This is a genomic window from Serratia sp. TSA_130.1, from assembly GCF_052691795.1.
In genome coordinates, this window is the sequence record NZ_JBQZFS010000001.1 from 291,536 (window position 1) to 305,146 (window position 13,611).

Consider the following 13,611-nt stretch of genomic DNA (forward strand, 5'->3'; position numbering starts at 1 on the left):
GACGGGGCGATGGCGACATCGCCCCGCTTTAGGGGTGGAGCCTTACTGCGGCTTGAGTTTCACCAGCGGCTCGGCAACGAACTGCTGCTTCAGCTCTTGTTTGCTCTTCATCACGATCTGCCCGTCGGTGCCGATGCTCATATGCTGCGGATCGACGTTGTTCATCGACTGCCACAGCATCACCGCCTGCAGGCTGTTTTCCTTTTGCTCCGGCGTCAGCGCCACGCCGTCCGGCCATTTGCCCAGTTCAACCGCCTGCACCAGGCGTTGGTATATCTCGGGCGTCATCGCCGCAATCAGATCTTTCACGTCCATCAGGGCCCTTCTCGCTTACGGAAGAATAATTAGCTGAATCGATTTTGTTGGTTAAATTACCGCTTAACCGGCCGTTTGATCGCCATTTTCGCCATCGGTGAAACTCAGCGAGGCGGAATTGACGCAGTAACGGTCACCGGTCGGCTGCGGGCCATCGGGGAATACATGCCCCAGGTGCGCGTCGCAGTGGCCACAGCGGATTTCAACACGATGCATATTATGTGAATTATCATCAAGATAACGGATTGCATCGGCGGAAACCGGCTCGTAAAAGCTGGGCCAGCCGCAGCCGGAATCGTATTTGGTTTCGGAATAGAACAGCGGCTGGTTACAGCACAGACAATGGTACACGCCCTCACGCTTGTTATGCAGCAATTTGCCGCTAAACGGCGCTTCGGTGCCACGCTGTTGCGTGACATAACGTTGGATTTCATTCAGTTCCGTGACCGGATGAGCGGGGGTTGTCTCTTTAGCCATTTGTGCTTATCTCTGAATGTGGATAATGTCAACGAAAACAATGATTAATAATAACAAAAAATTAACACCGCTGCAGGGGTTTTTGGCCTAAACTGTAGCCCATAAAGGCCACGTCACGATGATATGTGATAGCGATCACACATCTTGCGTATGCTGACTTTATACTTGGCGGCTTGTCCCCATATAACGGATGAGGCCGAGCGCAAATGGACTGTGCAATAAGCGTGCAAAACCACCCTTCCGGTTTGACTTGCCGCAAGTATTGACACGATTCCGCTTGACGCTGGGTAAGGTTTTTGTAATTTTACAACCAACCTTTTATTCACTAACAAATAGCTGGTGGAATATATGACTATCAAAGTAGGTATCAACGGTTTTGGCCGTATCGGTCGCATTGTTTTCCGTGCTGCTCAAGAGCGTTCTGACATCGAGATCGTTGCAATCAACGACCTGTTGGACGCAGAGTACATGGCTTACATGCTGAAGTATGACTCTACTCACGGCCGTTTCAACGGTACGGTAGAAGTTAAAGACGGCCACCTGGTTGTTAACGGCAAAACCATCCGTGTTACCGCAGAGAAAGACCCGGCTAACCTGAAGTGGAACGAAGTGGGCGTTGATGTGGTTGCTGAAGCGACCGGTATCTTCCTGACCGACGAAACCGCACGTAAACACATCACCGCCGGCGCTAAAAAAGTGGTTCTGACTGGCCCATCCAAAGATGCGACCCCAATGTTCGTTCGCGGCGCCAACTTTGACAAATATGCCGGCCAGGACATCGTGTCCAACGCCTCTTGCACCACCAACTGCCTGGCGCCGCTGGCTAAAGTCATCAACGACAACTTCGGTATCGTTGAAGGCCTGATGACCACCGTTCACGCCACCACCGCGACTCAGAAAACCGTTGATGGCCCGTCTCACAAAGACTGGCGCGGCGGCCGCGGCGCATCCCAGAACATCATCCCTTCTTCTACCGGCGCAGCGAAAGCGGTTGGCGTGGTTCTGCCAGAGCTGAAAGGCAAACTGACCGGCATGGCGTTCCGCGTACCGACCCCTAACGTGTCCGTTGTTGACCTGACCGTGCGTCTGGAAAAAGCGGCTACCTACGAAGAAATCAAGAAAGCCATCAAAGACGCCGCTGAAGGCTCTATGAAAGGCGTTCTGGGCTATGTTGAAGACGACGTGGTTTCCACCGACTTCAACGGCGAAGTGCTGACTTCCGTGTTCGATGCCAAAGCCGGTATCGCACTGAACGACAACTTCGTGAAACTGGTTTCCTGGTACGACAACGAAACCGGCTACTCCAACAAGGTTCTGGATCTGATCGCTCACATCTCCAAGTAATGGCATGATGTTAAGCTGATAATGAGGGCGACATTTTTTTGTCGCCCTTTTTTTACCCGTCATCTTTCGAGTCACAGCGTTGTTCGCTGCACACACTCACCTCAGTCACTGTCTAAGCATGCGCCTGAGGGCCTGGTTGTGACCCGAAAGCTAATAGGGTCCATTTCTATTTCCGGCAAACAATAGGTTATGAAATGAACGAGAAAATTTTCACCCTGCCCGTTTCCGAACAGATTTCTCCTTACATCAGCCAGCGCCAACTCGATGAGCTGGGCGTGGTGGTCGTGTCGCACCCGAAAGTGCGCGCGGCGGTCGCGCTGCAGGGCGCCCATTTGCTGGCCTGGCAGCCCAGCGGTGAGCAGCCGGTGATTTGGCTCAGCAACAACACGCCTTTCGCCAAAGGCAAGGCCATCCGCGGCGGCGTGCCGATCTGCTGGCCGTGGTTCGGCCCGGTGGCGCAACCCTCCCACGGGTTCGCCCGCAACCAGCCCTGGAGCCTGACGGCGCACGATGAAGATGACAACGGCGTCATCCTGACCTTTACGCTGAAAGACAATGAGCAGACCCGCAAGCTGTGGCCGCACGCCTTCACGCTGATTGCTCGCTTCAAGCTGGGTGAAGAGTGCGAGATCGAACTGGAATCGCACGGCGATTATCAAGCCACGGCGGCGCTGCACAGCTACTTCCAGGTTGGCGATATCGATCGGGTCAGCGTGGCGGGCCTGGGCGAACCTTATATTGATAAGGTGGCGGGCGGCGTCGAAGCGCGTCAGACGGGCGAAGTGACCTTCGTCGGCCAAACTGACCGCGTCTATACCCGTCCGGAGGCCTTCAGCCTGATCCGCGATCCGGCGCTCGCACGCACCATCGAGGTTCATCACCATCATATGAGCGACGTTATCGCCTGGAACCCCGGCGTAGAGCTGTCCTGCAGCATGGGAGACATGCCGAACGACGGTTACAAGACCATGGTCTGCGTTGAGACCGGGCGCGTCAGCAAACCGCTGGTCGCCGCCGGCGAACAACCCGCCCGTTTGGGTGTGACCTTCCGCAGCCGTAAAAAGGCCTGAAACCCCGTGCGCGTCAGCGCACTACGGATGTGCAAAAGGGGCGCTCGCGCCCCTTTTTGATGCACACCATGCACACTTATCGTGCAATGCGCGATTAGAAGGTGTAGCTCACACCCGTCATCAGCAAACCGGTGTAAGATTTATCCACCATCGGGCTGTCTTTCACTTCATCCGACAACTTCACATAGCGGCCGAGGAAGAAGGCGTTCCAGCTCTTGTTGATCTGGTAATTGGCGCTCAGCTCGAGATACGGCGCCCAGCTATCGCTCGGGGTGTAGCTGTCCAGACCGCTGCGGCGCGATTCATTGGCGCTGACGCCATAGTAATATTTGTTCTGGTTTTTGCTGTTCCACATCACGCCTACGCCCGGAACCAGCGTCAACGCGTCCAGATCAAACTTGTACAGATAAGCCACATCGCCCACCAGCCCGTTGCTGTAGTTCAGCGTGTCGCCGGTGAAGGTGGTGCGAATGGTGCCCCACTCTGCGTTGTGTGAATAGGCCAGGCCGGCCATCAGCGTGCCGCGACGCTTGTCGAGACGCTTCATGCGATCGTCGTCGCTGTCGCCCGGACGGTAGCCCCATGGCGTGTAATACCCCATGATGCTCAGCTGATTTTCTTGATCTTTCCACAGGTAGTAACCGGCGGTCAGAGTACGGAAGTAGAAGTCGTCACCTTCATAGTCGATGACGGGCACCGGATAAACGCGATCCTGATAACCGCGATACGGGTCCGGGCTAACCAGCGCGGCAGCACCCAGTGACCAGGTTCCCGCCTGGGCACTTTGCGCACAAACCATTGCGGAAGCGATAATTGCTAGCGTTTTGAGTTTTGAAATCTTCACTGGTTCTTTTTCCATAAATTACAGGGTTAATAGCCGCAATAGTTTATGTGAAAATTTAGTTACGCGCCTAATCTTTACAATAGAAAACGACCAAGATCGAATAACTTATAGCGGAATTATGAATTAATCATGGCGGAACGATGACGATTCATGCCGCAGGCCGCGCCAGACAAGGCATTTGGTTATCCCGGCAATAACTGAGTCATTGATATGACTTAAAAAAAGCTTTTTCTACGGCAGGAAATTTTCCGGCAAGCAAACTAAGCTTAAATCAGAAGGTGAATTTATCCTGGGCCCAGTGGCATACAGCGCAACTCGCGATAATAAGCGCACCAAGTTGGCATACGGGTTGCTGTACTCAGGCGTATTCTCATCTTTCGGGAGCCAGAACACTATCACACGCTCTCTTTAACCTGTGCTAATAACGAAAGGACGGGCATCATGAACATATTTGACCACTATCGCCAGCGCTACGAAGCTGCCAAGGACGAAGAGTTCACACTGCAGGAATTTCTTACCATTTGCCGGCAAGATCGCAGTGCCTATGCCAACGCGGCCGAACGTCTGCTGATGGCTATCGGTGAACCTGTGATGGTCGACACTGCGCTAGAATCACGCCTGTCGCGCCTGTTCTCCAACCGCGTGATCGCACGCTATCCGGCCTTCGAAGAGTTCTACGGCATGGAAGAGGCCATCGAACAGATCGTCTCTTACCTGAAACACGCCGCTCAGGGCCTGGAAGAGAAGAAACAGATCCTTTACCTGCTGGGCCCGGTGGGCGGCGGCAAGTCCTCGCTGGCGGAACGTCTGAAAGCGCTGATGCAGCGCGTGCCCATCTACACCCTCAGCGCCAACGGCGAACGCAGCCCGGTCAACGATCATCCGCTGTGCCTGTTCAATCCGCAGGAAGATGCCACGATCCTGGAAAAAGAGTTCAATATCCCAAGTCGCTATCTCGGCACCATCATGTCGCCGTGGGCGGCGAAGCGCCTGCATGAGTTTGGTGGCGATATCACTAAGTTTAAAGTCGTGAAAGTGCGCCCTTCCATTCTGGAACAGATCGCCATCGCCAAAACCGAGCCGGGCGATGAGAACAACCAGGACATCTCGGCACTGGTCGGTAAAGTGGACATCCGTAAACTGGAGAACCACGCGCAGAACGATCCGGACGCCTACGGCTATTCCGGCGCCCTGTGCCGCGCCAACCAGGGGATTATGGAATTCGTCGAGATGTTCAAAGCGCCGATCAAGGTGCTGCATCCGCTGCTGACCGCAACCCAGGAAGGCAACTACAACGGCACCGAAGGCATCTCCGCCCTGCCGTTCAGCGGCATTATTCTGGCGCACTCCAACGAATCCGAGTGGGTGACCTTCCGTAACAACAAGAACAACGAAGCGTTCCTCGACCGCGTGTATATCGTCAAGGTGCCTTACTGCCTGCGCGTGTCGGAAGAGATCAAAATTTACGACAAGCTTCTGGATCACAGTGAGCTGACCCATGCGCCCTGCGCGCCGGGCACGCTGGAAACGCTGGCGCGCTTTAGCGTGCTGTCGCGGCTGAAAGAGCCCGAAAACTCGAGCATCTACTCGAAAATGCGCGTGTATGACGGTGAAAGTCTCAAAGATACCGACCCGAAAGCCAAGTCCTATCAGGAATACCGCGACTACGCCGGGGTTGACGAAGGCATGAACGGCCTCTCCACCCGTTTCGCCTTTAAAATCCTCTCGCGGGTATTCAACTTCGATCACGCCGAGGTGGCAGCCAACCCGGTGCACCTGTTCTATGTGCTGGAACAGCAGATCGAGCGCGAACAGTTCCCGCAGGATTTGGCGGAGAAATACCTGGAGCACCTGAAAGGCTATCTGATCCCGAAATACGCCGAGTTTATCGGCAAAGAGATCCAGACCGCCTATCTGGAATCCTACTCGGAATACGGACAGAACATTTTTGACCGCTACGTCACCTATGCCGACTTCTGGATCCAGGATCAGGAGTATCGCGATCCCGACACCGGCCAGCTGTTCGACCGCGAGTCCCTGAACGCCGAACTGGAGAAAATTGAAAAACCGGCCGGCATCAGCAACCCGAAAGATTTCCGCAACGAAATCGTGAACTTCGTGCTGCGCGCCCGCGCCAACAACAACGGCCGCAACCCGAACTGGACCAGCTACGAGAAGCTGCGCACCGTGATTGAGAAAAAGATGTTCTCCAATACCGAAGAACTGTTGCCGGTGATTTCGTTCAACGCCAAAACATCGACGGACGAGCAGAAAAAACACGACGACTTCGTCGATCGCATGATGGAGAAAGGCTATACCCGCAAGCAGGTGCGCCTGCTGTGTGAATGGTATCTGCGGGTCAGAAAATCCTCATAACGCCTCAGGTAAGCGGCATTATCAGGGCCATGTCCATAGTCATGGACGTTGCAGCGCAGCCCACGGAGGGGCTGACACATTGCGCTGCCGCGGCCGGGACATGAAGAGTTGGCAACGTCGTTTGGGGGAAGTATGGCCTATTTCATTGACCGGCGGCTGAACGGCAAAAACAAGAGCACGGTGAACCGCCAGCGCTTCTTGCGCCGTTACAAGTCGCAAATCAAACAGTCGATTGCCGAAGCCATCAACAAGCGTTCGGTCACCGACGTAGACAGCGGGGAGTCAGTCTCTATCCCCACTGACGATATCAACGAACCGATGTTTCATCAGGGGCGCGGCGGCACGCGCCATCGCGTTCACCCGGGCAATGACCACTTCGTGCAGAACGATCGCGTCGAACGGCCTCAGGGCGGCGCAGGCGGTGGCGGCGGCCAGGGCAACGCCAGCCAGGACGGTGAAGGCCAGGATGAGTTCGTCTTCCAGATATCCAAAGACGAGTACCTCGATCTTTTGTTCGAGGATCTCGCCCTGCCCAACCTGAAAAAGAATCAGTACAAGCAGCTGACCGAGTTCAAAACCCACCGCGCCGGCTATACCGCTAACGGCGTGCCGGCCAACATCAGCGTCGTGCGTTCGCTGCAAAACTCGCTGGCGCGGCGTACCGCCATGACCGCCGGTAAAAGGCGCGCGTTGCACGAACTGGAAGACGCGCTGACCCAGTTGGAAAACACCGAGCCGGTGCAACTGCTGGAAGAAGAGCGGCTGCGCAAAGAGATTGCCGAACTGCGCAAGAAAATCGAAAGCGTGCCGTTTATCGACACCTTCGATCTGCGTTACAAAAACTACGAGCGTCGGCCGGAGCCCTCCAGCCAGGCGGTGATGTTCTGCCTGATGGACGTATCCGGTTCGATGGATCAGGCCACCAAAGACATGGCCAAACGTTTTTACATTCTGCTTTATCTGTTCCTGAGCCGAACCTACAAAAACGTCGAGGTGGTCTATATTCGCCATCACACCCAGGCGAAAGAGGTGGACGAGCAGGAGTTCTTCTATTCGCAGGAAACCGGCGGCACCATCGTCTCCAGCGCATTGAAACTGATGAACGACGTGGTCGAAGAGCGTTACGATCCGGCGCAATGGAATATCTACGCCGCGCAGGCGTCGGACGGAGACAACTGGGCCGACGATTCACCGCTGTGTCACGAGCTGTTGGCGAAGAAGATCCTGCCAATGGTGCGGTACTACAGCTACATCGAAATCACTCGCCGCGCTCACCAAACGCTGTGGCGCGAATACGAAGATCTGCAAGCGAAATTCGACAACTTCGCCATGCAGCATATCCGCGAACCGGACGATATCTATCCGGTATTCCGCGAACTGTTCCGCAAACAGACCGCGTGAATAATATCGCGGTAATCATAGCAGCCGGAGAACCCGTTTTCCGGCTGTTTCTTTTTCACCCTGATATATCCCTCACACATAAATTTTGACCTTCACCGGCAAAATAATAAGCCGCATTATCCCGAATGACGACCTCTATTATTATTTCTTCTGAGGTTATTCCTAAACCTTCACATCCTCCCTCATGCGTCTTGATGGGAATATTCCCATTCAGTTATCGTTAACACACGCATCGGGTTCCACCCTAAGCGAAATTTGACTCATTTTATTTTCTATGGCTTCTCAGCCCGCTTCGGCGGGCAATTTACCTGTCAGCAGGTTAGACACCATGATCGATTACACCCTCTATGGCCTCAACAAGAATGATGTTGATGAATACCATAAGCAAATCTGCTGCCTGCTCGGCAAAAGCGTGCTGCTGGTGCTCATCGCCAACAAACCGATCACCAAACAGAATCTGCTGGCCAGTCTTATTCAGGAAGTTGAACAACAGCACGACGAGTATTTTCAAAAATTGCATCGCGCGGCAATAGAAATGATCGGCGTTAACGGGCGCTAGATCGATATGCGCAAGGCGGAAATCTACGCCATTATTGCCGCCGTCGTGGTGTTGATTATGCTGTTAATAATGAACTCCGGCAGCGATATCAGCGCTTATCCCTAATGTGAAGCGCAGCACTCCTTTGCCGCAAGGTGCCTCTTTTTTGGCCCGAAGCGCGTTTCTGCCCGGGTTTTATTTTGAACCGGCCGCTTCGTCAATCAATCCCGCCACGTCATCGGCATGGGAAACCAGCGAGGCATGACTGGCCTTCAGCACCATGACTTTCTTAGCCTGCAGCCGCTGCGCCATACGCCGTTGGTTCTCCGGCGCTATCATGCGGTCGTCGCTGGAGAGTTGATACCACGACGGTTTATGTTTCCAGGCGGGCTCACCGAGGGGGTTGCCGAAGGTATCGGCCAATGGCGCCTTCTGCGTCGCCGCCATCACCAGAGCCTCGTCGGCGGTAAGATCCTGGCAAAAGCTTTCGTGAAACTTGTCGTTCTTGATCCACAGATAACCATCGCTGTCAGGAATCAGATTCGCGACTGCCGCAGGAGGATGCGCTTGCGTAATGCCACCGGGGCTTTCACCGGCATCCGGCGCAAACGCGGCAATGTAGACCAGGCCGACCACGTTAGGCTGGTTGCCCATTTCCGTGATCACCGCGCCACCGTAAGAGTGCCCCACCAACAATACCGGTCCCGCTTGCTGCGCGACCATCTTGCGCGCCCGTTCCGCATCCTCAGCCAGTGAGGTCAGCGGCATTTCCACCGCATGAATCGCCGAATAGCCCCTGCGCGACAACTCGATAATCACCTTACTCCAGTGCGCGGCGCCGCCCCAGAATCCGTGCACCAGCACGATGGTTGGTTTTGTGCTCATTTGCCGACCTCTTCATCTCATTTGGAGGCGCTGTAGACAGATCAACAGCGGCCCTACAGGGACGCGCCTTGCAACCGGCGACGTCGCGCGATCTCCATTTATATAGTTATCACTGCGGTATTCGGCAATAGCTACGACGGGTTAAGGCGGCTCGGTTTACAGGCATCGTCATGACTTGCCGAGGCAGCGTACGCCGTGGCGCCAGTGCAAAAAACGGGATTAAAACTAGGATTTTTACCCATACCGATCTAAAATCCCACGCAAAAACAAAGACAAGTAAATTTGGTTCATCGGGAAAAGGAATGAAGTTGTGAAGGAAATGATCTCCATCGTATTGATGACATGCCTGCTGGCGCTGCTGTTTTCGTGGCTGTTCGTCTACGGTCTTAACATTCATTAAACCTACAGCAACACCAAACCCCCCTTCCTGGCTGACCGGCAGCGCATCCGGACGATGCGCTAAAAACCCCTCTCCCCGCATGTTTCTATCCCATCATTCGCCCGCCGACAGCTAAAAAAAAGAACCCAAAGCTCGCCGGCGCAACGCGATCTCGCCTTCGTCTGCTTGCCCACTGAAACATCAATAAAATTTATGAGTTATAACCTCGTCGCGTTTCCGGACGTCTGAATGACTATTTTCCTTCTTCACACCGTTCCCGCCTGAAATCAGGCTGACAACCTTAAAATGTTACCGGTAACTATGTTGTTGATTTCTTTTCGTAATAAGCATAAAGCCGTTAATAACCTTACATTCTTTATAGAAATAAATTATGCATTCTTATGGATAAAGGCATGAATTAACGGCCTTCGGTCATTGATTATCGCCCGCCAAGCTCCTAGAATTCGCGCGTAAAAATACAACTGGGATCGAGTTTCATGTCGTCGCTGTGGGTTGCAACGCAATACTGTTATTTTATTGGTCTGTTAGTTTCAATGATTTTCACCTACCTGGTAAGCAGGGACACCGTCAAAATTCGTTGCATCAGCGCGCTGACCATCGGGTTAACCTGGCCGTTGAGTCTGCCGGTCGTCTTGCTGTTTTCGCTGTTCTAACGCCCTAACCGGCTGTGCCGCCACGGATGCTTTTAAACAGCCGTGCTAATGGAATGGGTCAGCCGACGACGCTGCCCCTCACCAGCGAAACAAGTGACGATACGGCGCATTGTTAAATGAAAGGCCATTTCCCCGCGTAACGTTTTACTTGGGGGTAGACTATTCGCCGCGCCGCGATCGCCAACGGCGGTACAGCCGCCCCGCGCCCCATACCATCAGCCATAGTAAAATATTCCCCCCCAACCAAAGCATCAGCAGGTAGAGGAAAGTCTGATAACCGGGTATGCCCCGATCGGCGAAGAACGGATTAAAGTGCAAAAATTTGACGATCGCGAAGGGATTAAGATTGAAACGGGTGAAGACGCAGGCGGTCAGCACAGGCGGCAACAGGATGTAAAACGCCAGGGTGAATATCAGCAGCAGCCTGGTGCCATGCGTGTTTTTATAATCTTTCATATCAGCGTATTGCTTGCTTCATCTCAGTGCGAGAATCGCCTGGCGATCGCTCGCCAATCGACCCTGCGGGCCAAAAATAGTTCCGCGCAAACGCGGGAATAAAGCCGGTTCAGCGTTTAATTCTCATTTAGCGCTCGGGTGATATATACCCTGTGGATTATAAATTACGATGCCGACGCGCCGCCTTCAACTGCAGCGTTTGCGTGGCGTCATCAGGAGGCCCTAATGAAACCGGACGCACTCTCCCTGCCGCCGAGCGCCAAAAAACTCAAAGTGATCTACGGCTGGTATATTTACGTGATCTATATCCTGCTGGTTTTCAACATTTACATGGCGGTCTACAACGTCTGCGTTCGGCATCCGATCGAAGCCCCGCTGCTATCGCTGTTTCACAGCCTGTTTCTCGCGCTGATGTTGCAACAGGTGCTCAAGAAAAACGTCGTTTTCGCCTGGATCTTGTTGGGCTATTTTATTCTGATGCGCCTGTATTACGCCAATGTGCTGCACATTGAGTTCACGCTAGTGAGCCGTGGCCTGGTGCTGCTGATTCTGACGCTGCTGCTGACCGGCACCGTGGCCGTCGGGCAGCTGGCCACGCCGCCACAGCGGCATGACTGGCTGGCTCGCCTAGGCTGGCGGCAATGGACGACGCTCGCGGCGCTGGCGGCGATCCTGACCCCGCTGATCACCACCGATTACCTCGGCTAAACGCGGTGCTATCTGGGGATATGGGGCTCTGAAATGTCTACGATGCGGCATATTTTGGTGTAGTTGCCTGCCTTCTCACAGATCTTGTCCGTGACGAACACGCTAAGGTAGCCCAGCAGCAGCAAGTAGCCAACCATGCACAAAATAAAGATAAGCGTTCTCACCGATAGCGACCAACCTGACAAGAGTATCTCCAGCATCATAACCTGAACGAGGCGCTTTAAAAGGATTTCATGTGCGCACTGGCCGCATCGTCGCACGTTCTGTAGTAACATTAAGCCACCACGCCAACCACCGGAAACGCCGATGCACCATCTGATGTTAGACATTGAAACCCTGGATATAAAACCCAGCGCCGTGATTTTGGTGGTCGCGGCGGTGTTTTTCGATCCCCGCACCGGGGAACTTGGCGCCGAATTCGAGGCCGCCGTCAGCAGCCAGAAAGATCAGCCGGGGCGAACCATAAGCCTGGACACGGTTGCCTGGTGGGCGAAACAATCCGATGAAGCGCGCAAGCTGGCCTTCGGCGGCACCGAGAGCCTCAAGCGCGTGCTGAGCAGTCTCAGCCGTTTTATCCATATGAACAGCACCGATACGGTAAAGGTCTGGGGTAACGGTAAAGAGTTCGACTGCGCGATCCTCGAACACGCCTTCCAGCAGTTGGAGATGCCCTGTCCGTGGAAATTCTGGGATACCCAGGATGTGCGCACGGTGATAACGCTGGCGGAACTGCACGGCTTTAACCCGAAAAAGACCCGTCCGTTCGAAGGCATGCCGCATCGCGCGTTGGATGACGCTCGCCATCAGGCCCGTTATGTGGCCGATACCGTCTCGGCGCTTTATCTCCGCCCGGGAGCGCAGCGCTGACCCGCTTTGCCCCTTTTCATTTGCCGCCAGAATCTCTACTCTAGCCCTCTTTGTCACTCGGACGTGCCTTTCCTGCTATGCAAAAGTTCCTGTTTCTGCTTCTCAGCCTGGTGCTGCTCGGCCCATTGGGCATCGATCTCTATCTGCCCACCATTCCCGCCATCGCCGCCGGCCTGGGCAGCAGTGAAGCGCTGATCCAATCCACCATTTCGCTGTTTATTCTGGTGCTCGGCCTCGGTCAAATCATCGCCGGTCCGTTGGTGGATAACTATGGCCGCAAACCGGTGGCGCTGGCCGGCATTATTCTCTACACGATCGGCGCGGCAATGGCGGCACTGGCCACCAGCCCGACGATCTTCATCGCGTCGCGCCTGTTGCAAGGGGTTGCGGTCTGTTGCACCGCCGTCGTCGCCTTCAGCGGCGTGCGCGATCGGCTGAATGGCGACGACGCCGCCCGCGCCTTCGGCTTTCTCAACGGCACGCTGAACATCATCCCGGCATTGGCGCCGCTGCTCGGCGGCCTGCTCGCCGAAGCCTTCGGCTGGCGCGCGCCCTTTTGGTTCCTGGCCGGTTACGCGCTGCTGGTGTTGGTGCTTATCGCGCTGCGCCTGCCGGAAACTCGCCCCGCCGACACCGTGCCGGTCAAAGGGCTGCCGGTGCGCCAATACGCGCGCATCCTCAGCGAACGGCGTTTCCTCTCTTTTGCGGTGGTGAACTCCGGGGCGATGGGCATGGCGCTGACCTACGTTTCTCTGGCGCCTAACGTGCTGATGGGCACCGCGGGCCTGACTCCTCTGCAATTCTCGTTGGTGTTCGGCGCCAACGGCTTCTGGATCATGTTGGTCAGCTTCTTCGCTAACCGCATCATCCACAAAGTCGGCCGCCCGGTTTGTCTGGCGACCGGCGGCATTTTGATGGGGTTGGGCTGCCTGGGCCTGCTGCTGGGCGTCATGTGGCTTCCCGCGGCGGCGCAAGCGCACTGGCTGGCGTATATGCTGCCGGTCGCCAGCGCCTGCGCCGGGTTGGCGTTCGTAATGGGCCCGGCCACCAGCTATGCGCTGGAACCGTACTCCAATGAGGCCGGCGTCGCGTCCGCACTGGTCGGTTTCGTACAGATGGCTGGGGGCGCCGCGCTGGGGCTGCTGGCGATGGCGCTGCCGCTGCAACCGAAGCTGTCGCTGGCCTTGGTCATGCTGGCGGGCTGCCTGCTGGCGCTGCACGCGCGGCGGCTCAGCAAGCAGATTAAAGGACAGATCAGAAAAGTCGCCTGAGCCGCG

General features: G+C 55.2%; 15 protein-coding genes. 9 read left to right on the forward strand and 6 right to left on the reverse strand.

What is annotated here, in order from left to right; translation table 11 throughout:
• Nucleotides 1-42 precede the first annotated feature (42 nt).
• Together ACUTQY_RS01305 and msrB are read right to left on the reverse strand one after the other, a co-directional pair.
• Nucleotides 43-315, reverse strand: a complete 273-nt coding sequence (locus ACUTQY_RS01305) for a YeaC family protein (protein ID WP_004932218.1) — start codon at nt 313-315, stop codon at nt 43-45.
• Between the two features lie 63 nt (nt 316-378).
• Nucleotides 379-792, reverse strand: a complete 414-nt coding sequence (gene msrB / locus ACUTQY_RS01310; protein ID WP_033643315.1) for a peptide-methionine (R)-S-oxide reductase MsrB — start codon at nt 790-792, stop codon at nt 379-381.
• A gap of 348 nt (nt 793-1,140) precedes the next feature.
• Here msrB and gapA point away from each other — a divergent pair, with 348 nt between their 5' ends.
• Together gapA and ACUTQY_RS01320 are read left to right on the forward strand one after the other, a co-directional pair.
• Complete coding sequence (gene gapA / locus ACUTQY_RS01315; RefSeq protein WP_004932222.1) at nt 1,141-2,136, forward strand: glyceraldehyde-3-phosphate dehydrogenase; 996 nt, start codon at nt 1,141-1,143, stop codon at nt 2,134-2,136.
• Nucleotides 2,137-2,330: 194 nt separating this feature from the next.
• Complete coding sequence (locus ACUTQY_RS01320; protein ID WP_033643316.1) at nt 2,331-3,206, forward strand: D-hexose-6-phosphate mutarotase; 876 nt, start codon at nt 2,331-2,333, stop codon at nt 3,204-3,206.
• Between the two features lie 94 nt (nt 3,207-3,300).
• Here the strand turns inward: ACUTQY_RS01320 and ACUTQY_RS01325 are convergent, their stop codons facing one another.
• A complete protein-coding gene (locus ACUTQY_RS01325) occupies nt 3,301-4,065 on the reverse strand; it encodes a MipA/OmpV family protein (protein WP_033643317.1) in 765 nt (254 codons plus the stop codon).
• Between the two features lie 426 nt (nt 4,066-4,491).
• Between ACUTQY_RS01325 and yeaG the strand changes: the two genes are divergently transcribed.
• The 3 genes from yeaG (at nt 4,492) to ACUTQY_RS01340 (ending at nt 8,386) form a co-directional block, all read left to right on the forward strand.
• Nucleotides 4,492-6,426, forward strand: a complete 1,935-nt coding sequence (yeaG, locus tag ACUTQY_RS01330; protein WP_016927472.1) for a protein kinase YeaG — start codon at nt 4,492-4,494, stop codon at nt 6,424-6,426.
• A 132-nt stretch (nt 6,427-6,558) separates the two neighbouring features.
• Nucleotides 6,559-7,827 (forward strand): YeaH/YhbH family protein, encoded by a 1,269-nt coding sequence (locus ACUTQY_RS01335; RefSeq protein WP_033643318.1) that lies wholly within the window; start codon nt 6,559-6,561, stop codon nt 7,825-7,827.
• A gap of 328 nt (nt 7,828-8,155) precedes the next feature.
• Entirely contained in the window at nt 8,156-8,386 is a 231-nt protein-coding gene (locus ACUTQY_RS01340) for a hypothetical protein (protein WP_033643319.1), read from the forward strand.
• A gap of 174 nt (nt 8,387-8,560) precedes the next feature.
• Here the strand turns inward: ACUTQY_RS01340 and ACUTQY_RS01345 are convergent, their stop codons facing one another.
• A complete protein-coding gene (locus tag ACUTQY_RS01345) occupies nt 8,561-9,250 on the reverse strand; it encodes an alpha/beta hydrolase (RefSeq protein WP_033643320.1) in 690 nt (229 codons plus the stop codon).
• A 109-nt stretch (nt 9,251-9,359) separates the two neighbouring features.
• The gene (locus ACUTQY_RS01350; protein ID WP_144414663.1) at nt 9,360-9,731 is read right to left on the reverse strand and encodes a hypothetical protein; all 372 of its coding nucleotides are present in this window, start codon (nt 9,729-9,731) and stop codon (nt 9,360-9,362) included.
• Between the two features lie 395 nt (nt 9,732-10,126).
• On the opposite strand from ACUTQY_RS01350, the gene ACUTQY_RS01355 reads away from it, so the two are divergent.
• Nucleotides 10,127-10,303, forward strand: a complete 177-nt coding sequence (locus ACUTQY_RS01355) for a GhoT/OrtT family toxin (protein WP_033634815.1) — start codon at nt 10,127-10,129, stop codon at nt 10,301-10,303.
• Between the two features lie 159 nt (nt 10,304-10,462).
• On the opposite strand, the gene ACUTQY_RS01360 is transcribed toward ACUTQY_RS01355, so the two are convergent.
• Nucleotides 10,463-10,759 carry a hypothetical protein gene (locus ACUTQY_RS01360; protein WP_033643321.1) on the reverse strand — a complete coding sequence of 99 codons (297 nt, stop codon included), beginning with the start codon at nt 10,757-10,759 and terminating at the stop codon, nt 10,463-10,465.
• 225 nt (nt 10,760-10,984) lie between these two features.
• Here ACUTQY_RS01360 and ACUTQY_RS01365 point away from each other — a divergent pair, with 225 nt between their 5' ends.
• From ACUTQY_RS01365 to ACUTQY_RS01375, 3 genes are all read left to right on the forward strand, one after another.
• Nucleotides 10,985-11,467, forward strand: coding sequence for a hypothetical protein (locus ACUTQY_RS01365; protein ID WP_033643322.1), 483 nt, complete (start codon nt 10,985-10,987; stop codon nt 11,465-11,467).
• A 306-nt stretch (nt 11,468-11,773) separates the two neighbouring features.
• Nucleotides 11,774-12,334 (forward strand): 3'-5' exonuclease, encoded by a 561-nt coding sequence (locus tag ACUTQY_RS01370; RefSeq protein WP_033643325.1) that lies wholly within the window; start codon nt 11,774-11,776, stop codon nt 12,332-12,334.
• 77 nt (nt 12,335-12,411) lie between these two features.
• On the forward strand, nt 12,412-13,605 hold the full coding sequence (locus ACUTQY_RS01375) for a multidrug effflux MFS transporter (protein ID WP_046687233.1): 1,194 nt from the start codon (nt 12,412-12,414) through the stop codon (nt 13,603-13,605).
• Nucleotides 13,606-13,611: the final 6 nt, after the last annotated feature.

What these genes read in the sequence shown, in the direction of transcription:
- ACUTQY_RS01375 (WP_046687233.1), top strand. Translation starts at nt 12,412, where the DNA reads ATGCAAAAGTTCCTGTTTCTGCTTCTCAGCCTGGTGCTGCTCGGCCCA.
- ACUTQY_RS01365 (WP_033643322.1), top strand. Translation starts at nt 10,985, where the DNA reads ATGAAACCGGACGCACTCTCCCTGCCGCCGAGCGCCAAAAAACTCAAA.
- gapA (WP_004932222.1), top strand. Translation starts at nt 1,141, where the DNA reads ATGACTATCAAAGTAGGTATCAACGGTTTTGGCCGTATCGGTCGCATT.
- ACUTQY_RS01305 (WP_004932218.1), bottom strand. Translation starts at nt 315, where the DNA reads ATGGACGTGAAAGATCTGATTGCGGCGATGACGCCCGAGATATACCAA.
- ACUTQY_RS01355 (WP_033634815.1), top strand. Translation starts at nt 10,127, where the DNA reads ATGTCGTCGCTGTGGGTTGCAACGCAATACTGTTATTTTATTGGTCTG.
- msrB (WP_033643315.1), bottom strand. Translation starts at nt 792, where the DNA reads ATGGCTAAAGAGACAACCCCCGCTCATCCGGTCACGGAACTGAATGAA.
- ACUTQY_RS01340 (WP_033643319.1), top strand. Translation starts at nt 8,156, where the DNA reads ATGATCGATTACACCCTCTATGGCCTCAACAAGAATGATGTTGATGAA.
- ACUTQY_RS01325 (WP_033643317.1), bottom strand. Translation starts at nt 4,065, where the DNA reads ATGGAAAAAGAACCAGTGAAGATTTCAAAACTCAAAACGCTAGCAATT.
- ACUTQY_RS01370 (WP_033643325.1), top strand. Translation starts at nt 11,774, where the DNA reads ATGCACCATCTGATGTTAGACATTGAAACCCTGGATATAAAACCCAGC.
- yeaG (WP_016927472.1), top strand. Translation starts at nt 4,492, where the DNA reads ATGAACATATTTGACCACTATCGCCAGCGCTACGAAGCTGCCAAGGAC.
- ACUTQY_RS01320 (WP_033643316.1), top strand. Translation starts at nt 2,331, where the DNA reads ATGAACGAGAAAATTTTCACCCTGCCCGTTTCCGAACAGATTTCTCCT.
- ACUTQY_RS01345 (WP_033643320.1), bottom strand. Translation starts at nt 9,250, where the DNA reads ATGAGCACAAAACCAACCATCGTGCTGGTGCACGGATTCTGGGGCGGC.
- ACUTQY_RS01360 (WP_033643321.1), bottom strand. Translation starts at nt 10,759, where the DNA reads ATGAAAGATTATAAAAACACGCATGGCACCAGGCTGCTGCTGATATTC.
- ACUTQY_RS01350 (WP_144414663.1), bottom strand. Translation starts at nt 9,731, where the DNA reads ATGCGGGGAGAGGGGTTTTTAGCGCATCGTCCGGATGCGCTGCCGGTC.
- ACUTQY_RS01335 (WP_033643318.1), top strand. Translation starts at nt 6,559, where the DNA reads ATGGCCTATTTCATTGACCGGCGGCTGAACGGCAAAAACAAGAGCACG.